General features: G+C 39.0%; 11 protein-coding genes. 5 read left to right on the forward strand and 6 right to left on the reverse strand.

Going from position 1 to position 11,781, the window contains the following annotated elements:
- Positions 1-280: 280 nt before the first annotated feature.
- Positions 281-1,045, forward strand: coding sequence for a metallophosphoesterase family protein (locus VB713_RS21405; RefSeq protein ID WP_323313526.1), 765 nt, complete (start codon positions 281-283; stop codon positions 1,043-1,045).
- A 562-nt stretch (positions 1,046-1,607) separates the two neighbouring features.
- Here VB713_RS21405 and VB713_RS21410 read toward each other — a convergent pair.
- Positions 1,608-2,987 carry a Rid family detoxifying hydrolase gene (locus VB713_RS21410; protein ID WP_323313527.1) on the reverse strand — a complete coding sequence of 460 codons (1,380 nt, stop codon included), beginning with the start codon at positions 2,985-2,987 and terminating at the stop codon, positions 1,608-1,610.
- Positions 2,988-3,143: 156 nt separating this feature from the next.
- On the opposite strand from VB713_RS21410, the gene VB713_RS21415 reads away from it, so the two are divergent.
- Positions 3,144-3,380 carry a hypothetical protein gene (locus VB713_RS21415; protein ID WP_323313528.1) on the forward strand — a complete coding sequence of 79 codons (237 nt, stop codon included), beginning with the start codon at positions 3,144-3,146 and terminating at the stop codon, positions 3,378-3,380.
- Between the two features lie 283 nt (positions 3,381-3,663).
- Here VB713_RS21415 and VB713_RS21420 read toward each other — a convergent pair whose 3' ends face one another.
- Positions 3,664-4,095, reverse strand: a complete 432-nt coding sequence (locus tag VB713_RS21420) for an NUDIX hydrolase (RefSeq protein ID WP_323313529.1) — start codon at positions 4,093-4,095, stop codon at positions 3,664-3,666.
- A gap of 144 nt (positions 4,096-4,239) precedes the next feature.
- Between VB713_RS21420 and malQ the strand changes: the two genes are divergently transcribed.
- The gene (malQ, locus tag VB713_RS21425; RefSeq protein ID WP_323313530.1) at positions 4,240-5,748 is read left to right on the forward strand and encodes a 4-alpha-glucanotransferase; all 1,509 of its coding nucleotides are present in this window, start codon (positions 4,240-4,242) and stop codon (positions 5,746-5,748) included.
- Between the two features lie 252 nt (positions 5,749-6,000).
- Here the strand turns inward: malQ and VB713_RS21430 are convergent, their stop codons facing one another.
- Together VB713_RS21430 and VB713_RS21435 are read right to left on the reverse strand one after the other, a co-directional pair.
- Positions 6,001-6,798 carry a helix-turn-helix domain-containing protein gene (locus VB713_RS21430; protein WP_323313531.1) on the reverse strand — a complete coding sequence of 266 codons (798 nt, stop codon included), beginning with the start codon at positions 6,796-6,798 and terminating at the stop codon, positions 6,001-6,003.
- A 26-nt stretch (positions 6,799-6,824) separates the two neighbouring features.
- Complete coding sequence (locus tag VB713_RS21435) at positions 6,825-7,589, reverse strand: pseudouridine synthase (protein WP_323313532.1); 765 nt, start codon at positions 7,587-7,589, stop codon at positions 6,825-6,827.
- 133 nt (positions 7,590-7,722) lie between these two features.
- On the opposite strand from VB713_RS21435, the gene VB713_RS21440 reads away from it, so the two are divergent.
- Positions 7,723-8,436 carry a DUF2993 domain-containing protein gene (locus VB713_RS21440; protein ID WP_323313533.1) on the forward strand — a complete coding sequence of 238 codons (714 nt, stop codon included), beginning with the start codon at positions 7,723-7,725 and terminating at the stop codon, positions 8,434-8,436.
- 21 nt (positions 8,437-8,457) lie between these two features.
- Here VB713_RS21440 and VB713_RS21445 read toward each other — a convergent pair whose 3' ends face one another.
- Together VB713_RS21445 and cbiT are read right to left on the reverse strand one after the other, a co-directional pair.
- On the reverse strand, positions 8,458-9,342 hold the full coding sequence (locus tag VB713_RS21445) for a phosphatidate cytidylyltransferase (protein WP_323313534.1): 885 nt from the start codon (positions 9,340-9,342) through the stop codon (positions 8,458-8,460).
- A gap of 68 nt (positions 9,343-9,410) precedes the next feature.
- The gene (gene cbiT, locus VB713_RS21450; protein WP_323313535.1) at positions 9,411-10,013 is read right to left on the reverse strand and encodes a precorrin-6Y C5,15-methyltransferase subunit CbiT; all 603 of its coding nucleotides are present in this window, start codon (positions 10,011-10,013) and stop codon (positions 9,411-9,413) included.
- A 230-nt stretch (positions 10,014-10,243) separates the two neighbouring features.
- On the opposite strand from cbiT, the gene VB713_RS21455 reads away from it, so the two are divergent.
- On the forward strand, positions 10,244-11,638 hold the full coding sequence (locus tag VB713_RS21455) for a serine/threonine-protein kinase (protein WP_323313575.1): 1,395 nt from the start codon (positions 10,244-10,246) through the stop codon (positions 11,636-11,638).
- Positions 11,639-11,781 lie beyond the last annotated feature (143 nt).

The following is an 11,781-nucleotide window of genomic DNA, read 5'->3' on the forward strand; positions in this document are numbered from 1 at the left end:
ACCCTACGGGAAGCAAGCTACAGAATGACACTTTTAACCCGTTTTTAGTATAAGCTACAGTACCGCTTTAAAAACTTACCTAAAACCAGGTTTCGATTAATTTTTTATAAACTTTGGCTAATTTCCAGAAAAGTTATGTTATATCTGATAAAATTTAAACATAAGTCACTTAATATTTTTGTTAACAAGAAATCAAGTATTTAGTGATCCGTACATACGGAAATAAGAAAAATAAAACCGTAATAAAACTTGCTAGTAAATTTATTTAGAGCTAGAGCCGATGAACGAAATTAGTCCACGCAGAATTGTTATCGGGGATGTACATGGTTACTACCAAGGTTTAATGATCCTGTTGGAGAAAATTGCACCTACATCAGCAGAAAAAGTCTATTTTTTGGGGGATTTAATAGATCGTGGTCCTCAAAGCGCACAAGTAGTAGATTTTGTCAAACGAAATAACTATGATTGTCTGCTAGGTAATCATGAGCAGATGTTATTAAATGCAATTAATAACAACAAATTTAATTCTAATCAAACAATACAGGCATGGCTATATAGTGGCGGACAGGCAACTATTAGCAGTTATCAAACAGCCCAAATTCCCCAAGATCATCTAGATTGGTTTGAGAATTTACCCACCTATATTGACTTGGGAGATGTGTGGTTAACCCATGCAGGTGTAGACCCCAATAAATCAGTTTCAGAACAAACCCCTGATGAACTTTGCTGGATACGTGAAGAGTTTCACAGCATGGAACAGCCATATTTTAGCGATAAGTTAATTATCGTCGGTCATACTATCACCTTTACTCTACCTGGCGTTGCTCCTGGTCAATTAGCACAAGGACAAGGGTGGCTAGACATCGACACAGGTGCTTATCATCTGCGTAGCGGTTGGTTAACAGGATTAGACATCACCAATAACTTGGTTTATCAAGTCAATGTTTTTAACAACTCTGTTCGGACTTTACCTTTAGAAAAAGCAGTTACTATAATTGAGCCAAAGGAAATTAAAAATAGTCGTCGTCATAGACAACGAGCCTAATTTAAAAAGTGTTTGAGTGTAAGTATTCAGGATACAAAATATTTGATATGGCAGGGAACAGAAAAGAAAAATATTCTTCTTCATTCTTCTTTCCTGACTCCTGAATTCTTACGTTTGAGTTTTAATAATATCAAGGCTAATCTATAGAACTAACCCTTTCAATATCACTTGAAAAATCTTTTTCTCTCTCTGTGTCTCTACAGTTTAAAAGTAATCTCTCTAAGAGGGTGTTTGAAAAGTCTAAGCTTGTATCGAGATCCCCCCTAACCCCCCTTAAAAAGGGGGAAATAACCTGCTCAAAGTCCCAATACTTGTCGGTTAAGCCTCAAAAGTCATTATATGGTAGGTTGGGTTGAGGCACGAAACCCAACATTATCAAGGATTTTGTTGGGTTTCGCTGTCGCTCAACCCAACCTACATTTCCTTAACCGAGCAGTATTGGCTCAAAGTCCTCCTTTTTAAGGAGGATTTAGGAGGATCTAAAGTTTTTAATACATCACTAACCACTTTTCAAACATCCTCTAACCACAGAGGCACAGAAAAGACAAAGGAAAGTGGTTAATTAACCACCCATTACAGCAATACACTCAATTTCTACCAACACATTTTTAGGTAAACGCGACACCTCCACACAAGCGCGTGCGGGGGCTGTATCTTCAGGAAAATATTTTGCATAAACCGCATTTACAGCGGCAAAATCATTCATATCAGCTAAAAATACACCAGTTTTAACCACATTTGCAAATGTAGCTCCTGCTTCTGTCAGAATAGCTTCAATATTTCTCATTACCTGTTCAGTTTGTTTAACTACATCTTCTGTGTAGACAACATCACCCAAACGAGGATCAATAGCAATTTGTCCAGCAACAAACAACATTTGCCCAGAAGCGAGAATTGCTTGATTATAGGGGCCAACTGGTGCAGGTGCTTTATCGGTACGGATAACTTTACGAGTCATAATATAAATCTCTTTTGGATCTTTTGGTAATGGTGCATCTGGTTTATCGAAGTCTAAATCAACAGATGTCGTATAAACTTCTCCATCTGGCATTATCGCACCTGTGAGGTCAGCATTTTTAAAGGTTGCACCATAAATATTCGCACCGGTTAAATCTGCTTTTTTGAGATTTGCATTGTCCAGATTTGCTCTCATCAAGTTTACTTTTTGCAGTTCGGCTTTCCCTAAATTTATACCTTTCAGACAAGCTTTTTGGAAATTTACACCATTGAGGTTTGCCGCACCCAAATCAGCTTCAGAAAAATTCATACCTGATAAATCTTTCTGTGATAAATTAACACCTCGAATTTTAGCTCTTTGGAAATTGGTATTTTTGAGCGTCACATTAGAGAGGATTGTTTGACTCAAATCACAATCTGTTAAGTTAGCATCGCTAAAATTGGCATGATTCAGGTTAGTTCTGGCCAAGTTTGCATCTACCAAGAAAGCTTCAGTGAAATTTGCAGATTGTAGAATAGCATCTCTCAAATTAGCATTATTTAAGTGAGCGTTACTAAAATTAGTATTATCTAAGTTTGCTTTGCTCAAATTGGCATTATCCAAGTTAGCATTACTAAAATTAGCGCTATTTATAGTTGCTTCCCTCAAATTGGCATTATTCAAGTTGGCGTTACTGAAGTTGCTACTACTTATATTTGCCTTACTCAAGTCAGCACCACAGAGGTCTGCCCAAGTCAAATTTATCCCCAAACTATTCACCAACTCACTCAAATTAGCATTTAGCAGAGATGCCCTAGTGAGATTTGTATTTTTAAGATTTGCTTTATTCAAATTTGCATCATTCAAATCTACCCCTGTTAAATCTGCACTTGTGAAGTCTATTCCACTCAGATTTGCACCTGTAAGATTCACCCCTCTCAGATTTACAGAATGAAACTTCCGTTCCCCAGCAGCGTATTTTTCTAAAAGTTCCTCAGCGTCCATAAAGCACCATTAAATAACCTGACTCAGTATAAACCAATGCCTAACGCTAAATTACAAGCCTCATGGCAAAATTTTGTGAAAACGGAATAAATAAACTAGTTATTCAACTCAATATAGTCAATAATTAAAGATCAACATCTCTGGCAGATACATAAAATGATGCAACTTTATGGAAAAACTGATCCAAGAGATATTCCTTCCTATTTCATAGATAGATGCTTGGGTAAAAAATCTATTCCAGAAACACTCCGCACAGCAGGTATCACTGTTGAAATTCATGATGACCATTTTGATAAAGGTGCTTTAGATGTAGATTGGCTACCACAAGTAGGCGAAAAAGGCTGGATTGTTCTAACTAAAGATGACAGAATCAGCAAAAATCAATTAGATTGAGAGGGTGTTTGAAAAGTTGGAAAAGGTATAATTTGTCATTCTGAGTGGAACAAAGTGGAACGTATCCCTTCGGGACACTTCGTGAACGCGTAGCGTGCCGTAGGCTCTAGAATCTAGGGTTTGAGCGATTACTCGGAGATGCTTCACTACGCTGCGCTACGTACCCTACGGGAAGCAAGCTACAGCATGACTTTTCAAACATCCTCTGACGAATAAAAAAAGCTTCCTTCTTCACTTCTCCCCTCTTCCTTCGCGCCCTTCGCGCCTTCGCGGTTCATTACTCTTATCCTAATCTTGGACGAATCCCATAATGACGATATCGCCAATAATCGCGCAAAATGCGATCGTGGTCAAAACACAAATTACCAGGAACAGACCAAGGCTCAAAAATCCCCACATTCTTAGCATCATCACCGGCTAAAGGCTCACCCGTCGCCGTCGCCAAAAAGACAATACTAATTGTATGCTGACGAGGATCACGACTGGGATCAGAATATACCAACAACTGTTCAATCAACTCCACCTGTAAGCCTATTTCTTCCTCAGCCTCCCGACGTGCTGCTACCTCCACAGGTTCACCATAATCGACAAAACCACCTGGTAAAGCCCATCCTAAAGGCTCATTATGTCGCTCAATTAATATAATTGGTCGATGGGGTCTATCAATTAATTCGATGATAATATCAACTGTCGGTACAGGATTTTTGTAACTCATATTGATTTGTGAATGCTTATTTTTACTAATCTTCCCATTTCTTCACCCTTGTTCCTATTTCTTCATGAAGAATAACTGTCAATACTGACTATGCCATGATAAATTCGAGGCGTGTTTTACAGATTCCTATATTTCAGGTTAATTATGCCTTTTCCTAGATCAAGCGGTATTTTGTTACATCCAAGTTCCTTTCCCAGTCGTTTTGGTATTGGGGATTTAGGTTTAGAAGCTTATCGTTTTATTGATTTTCTCAAAAATAGTTATCAGCAATATTGGCAAGTTTTACCTCTTGGCCCCACTGCTTATGGTAATTCTCCCTATATGTGCTACTCAGCAATGGCGGGAAATTACTTTTTGATTAGTCTAGAAAAACTGGTAGATGAGGGTTTTTTGACTGAAGCAGATTTTGCTAATTTACCAGATTTTCCGGTAGATAAGGTAGATTTTGAGCAAGTTATCCCCATCAAAGTTAATCTGCTTATCAAAGCTTTCGGAAATTTTAAAACTCAAGCAAATGCTGTCCAACGTAAAGCATTTGAAGATTTTTGCAATTCCAAAGGCTATTGGCTTGATAATTATGCTTTATTTATGGCGCTCAAAGATGCCCGAAATAGTAGAAGTTGGCACACTTGGGAACCAGAATTGGCAAAAAGAGAACCAGCAGCTTTAGCCCAGATAAAACAAGATTTAGCAGAGGAAATATTCTATTACAAGTTCGTTGAATATGAGTTTTTCCGTCAGTGGTCAGAATTGAAAAATTATGCCAATCAAAATGGGATAGATATTATTGGTGATATCCCTATTTATGTAGCTCATGATAGTGCTGATGTGTGGGCAAATCCCGATAATTTTGCTTTAAATGAAGAAACTGGTGAAGCGGCTTTAATGGCGGGTGTACCACCTGATTATTTTAGCTCTACGGGTCAATTATGGGGCAACCCGGTTTACAACTGGGAGGAGTTGCAAAAGCAAGATTTTAAGTGGTGGGTGCAAAGGTTTGAAGCAATGCTGGATTATGTGGATATAATTCGGATTGACCATTTTCGGGGTTTTGAGGCTTATTGGGCTGTACCTCAAGGGGAAGAAACTGCTGTTAATGGTGAATGGATTGAAGCACCTGGAGTCGCTTTTTTTGAGGCTATTAAACAGAAGTTGGGTAAGTTACCCATTTTGGCAGAAGATTTGGGGATTATTACACCGGAAGTGGAAGCACTGCGAGATAAGTTTGAGTTTCCAGGAATGAAGGTATTACATTTTGCTTTTGGTTCTGATCCCGCTAATCCGTTTTTACCTTTTAATTATCCCAAAAATGCTGTAGTTTATACTGGCACTCATGACAATGATACGACTTTAGGCTGGTTCAATACTGCAAATGATTACGAAAAGCAAAATTTGTTGCTTTATTTGGGATCAATCAGTCCTGATGGTATAAACTGGGATTTAATTCGATTAGCTCTGAGTTCTATTGCTAATCAAGCGATTATTCCTTTACAGGATGTTTTAGGGTTAGGAAACGAAGCGAGAATGAATTATCCGAGTACGGCTGAGGGTAATTGGGGTTGGCGCTATCGGGCTGGGGTTTTGAATGGGGAATTGTGCGATCGCTTGCAAAATCTTACCAAACTCTATGGACGCGCTCCCACAAATTCCTGATTAGCTAATCATAAGTTTGTAATCTAAATTAAGAGTAGGCTGATCATTACTCAAAATTCAGTACTCTGATCAGGGGCTGGTTTAACTTAGTTGCTCTACAAGCGTCAAAATAATTCTTCATTCGTAGTCACAATCAGCGTGAGTTCTGTACTGGTTGCAGACTATCTTCGTAAGTGATTATGGTGAAGGTTTTTCATCTTTTAAATTACGAATTAGTGGTTAAACCAGCCCTCTAACTAAATTAAGCGCTTTTCAAGACTTGACTTTAGCTGCAATCTTGATTTCTTCTACTTTCCCTGTTTGTCCCATTTGCTTGGGTTTTTGCTGATTGACACTCATCAAAACACCACCTGCATTATTAGTTTTTACTGTCAGTTCTTCAGAGGCTTTCCAATTGCGATGAGATCCTTCCGGTAACACTCCCTCAAATTCAGTTTTACCATCAGCGACAACACGAAGCCAAGATGATGACTTCAATGTGACACCAATCTCTACGGCTTTATCTTCTTGAGTAGTGCTACTGAATTGGGTTTTCTGCCACTCATTGGCTTGGAGTTTATCTGGTATTACATCGGAGTTACTTACTGCATTTTGTTGATTTTGGTTATTTGCTTGCAAAGCGGCCTTGTTCAATAATTGAGATAAGCCGTTGACAGAGCAGAGAATCAGAAAAATGTAAAGTAAGTAAAGATGAAGAGGACGTAATGGAGCAGCAGGTTTAGGATTCCAGCTACTTTGTAAACTCACCTGTTGAGAACCGAGGGGAAAATTGCTGGCTAATTCTGTTCCCTTCAGCCCTAGTGCATCAGCAAATTGCCTAATTAAACCCTGTACATAAACTGGTTCTGGTAAATCGTTTAAATTACCTGTTTCAATTGCGTGCAGTAGTCTTCGGGAAATTTTGGTCATTACCACAATTTCGTCTAGGGATAAACCCTGTTCTTGACGCAATGACGCAAGTTGATTGCCCAATTGGGTCAATTTTTCTATTTGTAATTGCTCTATTGACGGGTTGCTCGAATTGTCATCTTTCCTTCTCAGCCATTTCATGATTTCTCTACACTCCTTAAATTAAATTAATTGTTAATAGGTATCCGCTTTATCTGCTTGTTTAAAAAAATAATCTCTTCTGGTGTGAGATGACGATACTCACCTAAACCGAGAAATCCGCTTTTTGATGTTTGTAATTGAATTGAACCTATGGCGGTGCGATGTAGTTGGATAACAGGGTATCCTAATTGTTCAGCCACACGACGAATCTGGCGATTTCTTCCCTCCTGTAAAATAATTTCTAATTTGCTTTGGTTAGCCAAATTTTCAATTAAGCATATTTTAGCAGGTCGTGTTTTTCTCCCTTCTAGGACTACACCTCTACGCCACATCCCTAGAACTGCTTCTGGAGGATTTCCTTTCACCACAACATGATAGGTCTTAGAAATATTATGACTAGGATGAGTTAGCGTAAATGTCAAGTCCCCATCATTTGTTAATATCAACGCGCCTGTAGAGTCTGCATCTAAACGCCCAACGGGGTGAAGACCTAAACCTTTTTGTAATTTTGGCGGTAATAACTCCAAAACAGTAGGTCTTCCTTGGGGATCATCACAAGTAGAAAGCACACCAGATGGTTTGTGTAACAACAAATAAATTAAAGACGGACGCTGGCTTTGGCAAACAGGTTTACCATCAATGCAGATTGTGTCTCGTTGGGGATCGACTTTTTGACCTAAATGTGCCAAAATCCCATTTATCTGCACTCGTGATTGTTTAATCATTTCCTCGGCCTCACGACGTGAGGCGATACCCAATTGAGAAATAATTTTTTGTACCCGTGCCTCCATCTGAAAATTGCTTCTTCCTTTAATACTTAAACTTAAATATTAGCATTTTGTAGTTAATAGTCATACGTGCTACAGTTAAGAACTGTTTAAGGGTGGTGGATTTCTAAGCAAATACAGGCAATAGAGTTGTTAAATGACAGATAATAGTTCCCCCGTTACGAATGGGAAGAAAATACGATTAATCACTCAAGTTCTAACTACAGCAATCAAGTTATGGCTGAGAACCCAATTAACTCAAGTATCTCAGATTGAGGTCGAGATTGGATCAACCGATCGCCAACTCCTTTCTGGTTCTATCCCTTCGGTATCTATTCTTGCGACTAATGCAGTTTATCAAGGTGTCCATGTTACACGTATCCAACTTTGGGCAGAAAATATACGGTTAAATATTGGAGCAATACTTAAAGGTAAGCCACTCAAATTGTTGGAAGTAGTACCAGTGGCTGCTGAACTGCTAGTGGAAGAACAGGATCTTAATAATTCCCTCTCATCTGAGTTATTATCGACTGCTTTAAATGATGTACTGGTTAAATTATTACCAGAAGATTGCCAAAAATCCAAGCCTATTACTTGGCAGGAAATTACCCTTGACAATCAGCGCTTGATACTGTGTGGTGTTCTATTACTTGAGAGTGAACCTACTTTCCTAGAGATTTCTGCGAGTTTAGAACTACTCAATGGGCAAGAATTACAATTATCACAAATTCAAATTAAATCAAATCAGGAAATTATTGGTGAAGGTAATTCTGGATACCATCTAGATTTGGGTTCAGATGTCGATCTGAAAGAAATAACTTTGACATCTAGTCAATTATCATGTCATGGACGAATTAACGTCAACCCGTAAATTACTTGATTCGATCAACATTTACGCCCACTTACTTAGCAGTAGCGTCACGAAATAGTAAACTAAAGGAGCTGTAAAAATATAACTATCAGTGCGGTCTAATATCCCACCGTGACCGGGGATCAATTGTCCTGAATCTTTAACTCCCGCATCTCGTTTCAACATAGATTCGGTCAAATCACCTAAAAGACTCGCAATACCAATTAATAAACCCAACGCTGAACCAGTAATGAGGTAGTGAGGTAAATCGAGAAAATAAGCTCCTGTTAGGGCTACTATAACGCTGCCTGTGATCCCAAATACGGCTCCTTCCACAGTTTTTTTAGGGCTGATATCCGACAAACGGGTTTTACCGAAAAACTTGCCAATAATGTAAGCACCGATATCAGCAGCCCAAATACATAAGAAAGTGAGAACTGTAAATGTTAAACCTTGTGGTAGAGCGGTTAAATTTCCCTGGGTGAAAATATCGTTCCAGTTGCTAGGCCAGTAACCACCAAAGGGGAGATTGCTCATAGATATACTATCGAGATTTCGCAACCTGACCCAGTAACTAGGTAAATAACCTACATAAAACAGCCCCATAATAGAAGCGGAAATATCAGCAATGGTGGCTAATTGGGGTTGAAACAGCAGGTAAAAACAAATCAGTGTCCCGGCTATTGGCATGACAGCATCAGCTAAACTACTATCGAGAGTGCAAATTGCTAATAAAATTTGGCTGACAAATATGGTGGTTTTAGCAGCAGGAGCTATGCCTCTGGCTCGTACTAAATTAAAATATTCCTGTTGACCTAAAAAGACAACGATCGCAATTGCCACTGTAAAATACCACCCACCTAATAGGGTTGCAGTCAAAGCCAGAGCGATCGCAATGATTCCACTAATAATTCGAGACCAAGGCATAATAATATAATTTTAGATTTTGGATTTTGGATTTTGGAATTGAATCCAAAACCGAAAACCGAACAGATTTAATCTAGTTTCTCACCACTGAGAATAAAAATGGGATCAGCCGCTACAAAGGTTTGCGAAAAGCCCCGTGTCTCTAAGCGGTTAACAGCAGACTGCACAACTTCGATATTTCTGGCTCTTAACTGAGAAAAGCTTTGGGAAATAGCATACAGACTCTCTAGATTAGCAGCTGTAGCCACAACTCGACCGGATGAGGGTAAATAACGCCATACCGTTTGTAAAATATCTTGAATAGACTTTCCTCCTTCAATACAGACGCGGTGAGGAGACAACTTAATTTCATGTAAACACTCTGGGGCGATACCTTCAACTACTTCAACATTTTTGACCTCAAAGCGATCGCAATTGCGTTTAATTAAATTAGCCACTTCTTCATCTCTTTCTACGGCAATTACCCGTCCCTGGGGAGACAACAAACCCACCTCAACAGGAATCGTACCCGTACCGGCACCAATATCCCACAACACAGAATCTGGTTTTAGTCGCAGTTGGGAAATTAACAACAACCTTAATTCTCGTGGACTCAGAGGAATACCTGGTAAATTTTCAAATAATTCATCAGGAATACCTGGACTAATGTAAGGCCAAAGTTGGGAAGGCATAAAAAATTCAGAGTTATAAAAGGAGGCAGGAGTCGGGAGGCAGGGGGCAGGGGGCAGGGAGCAGGGAGCAGGGGGCAGGGGGCAGGGGGCAGGAGTCGGGAGAGAGAAAACAGCTAAAATATTCCCCATTACCCATTACCCATTACCCATTACCCATTACCCATTCCCTATTTCTTCGTTTAAACCAAATCAATTTATTTATTTTGCAAAACTATTTATAGGCAATCATGATGAATAGCGAAATATTGGGAAATCGCTACGAAATTCAGCAGCAGTTAGGCAAAAAAGCCGGAAGACGAACTTTATTAGCCGGTGATTTAACAACTGGTGAATCAGTAATTATCAAATTACTATCTTTCGGTAGTGATTTTGAATGGGATGATCTCAAGCTATTTGAGCGAGAAGCCGAAACCTTAAAGTCTTTATCACATCCCTTGATACCGCGTTATTTAGACTATTTTGAGGTAAATTCACCCACTTATCAAGGATTTGCCCTCATCCAGACTTATATCCCTGCCTCAACTCTAGAGCAATACTTACAAACCGGACGAACTTTTACAGAAATGGAAGTGCAAGCGATCGCTAAATCGGTTTTAGAGATTCTCATTTATCTACATGGATTGCATCCACCCGTTATCCACCGTGACATTAAGCCTAGCAATATTTTGTTAGGAGAGCGATCGGGCAATAGTGCCGGTCAAGTTTATCTAGTCGATTTTGGCTCAGTTCAAACAGTTTTAGCCGCAGAAGGCTCAACCCGGACAGTAGTTGGTACTTACGGCTATATGCCACAAGAGCAATTTGGTGGGCGCACCGTTCCAGCTTCTGACCTTTATAGTTTAGGCGCAACTCTGATTTATTTGGTCACGGGTACTAACCCAGCAGACTTACCCCAAAAGGATTTTCGCATTCAATTTCAGCAACTTGCTAATCTTAGACCCAGCTTAACTAACTGGTTGCAGCAAATCACAGAGCCAGGTTTAGAAAAACGTTTTGTAACTGCAACAGCAGCACTCACAGCTTTAGAACAGCCACAATACAACGATATCGAAGCTTTAACAGTTGGTAAACCAGCAGGGAGCAAAATTCAAATCACAAAAAATGCCGAATTTCTAGAAATTACCATTCCCCCAGTTGGTTTTCAACCCTCAATGATATTTGTTGGTATTTTTGCAATTTCCTGGAATTCATTTATTTTAGTTTGGACTATTGGCGCTCTTTCTTCACCTTTCCCTAGTAATATACCCTTTGCATTGTTCTCAATACCTTTTTGGATTGTAGGATTTTCGATAATTTATGTAATATTGTATGGCTTATTTCGCAGTATCAACTTATGTATAGATGACAAACAAATCACTTTTGTGGAAAAGTTATGGAAATGGAAAATTGGTCGTCCCCGTTCATTACCAAGAAAAAGTATTAATAAACTGGTTTATACACCAAGATATTTTACCAAAGACTCAGATGGGGATAAAACTCAAGTACCAGCAAAATTAGTGATTTGGGCAGGAGTAGAAAAATTTGAGTTTGTTGTTAATAATTTCACTATCAAGTCGGAATCAGAACTAGAATGGTTAGCCCATGAATTAAGCAGTTGGTTAAATATAGAAATCACCAGTCTGTAGGGGTTTAGCAATGAACTCCTACTTGTGACAGCACGGAATAGGTGAAAGGAAACAGATTTTTTAGATAATTTTTGGAATTTTTCTTCACTTGGCTTTTAGTAGTTCTCTAAGCCATGATAAATTTGTTACAAAAACTAGGGTAT

It is taken from the genome of Anabaena cylindrica UHCC 0172 (assembly GCF_034931625.1).
Taxonomy (GTDB): Bacteria; Cyanobacteriota; Cyanobacteriia; order Cyanobacteriales; family Nostocaceae; genus Anabaena; species Anabaena cylindrica_A.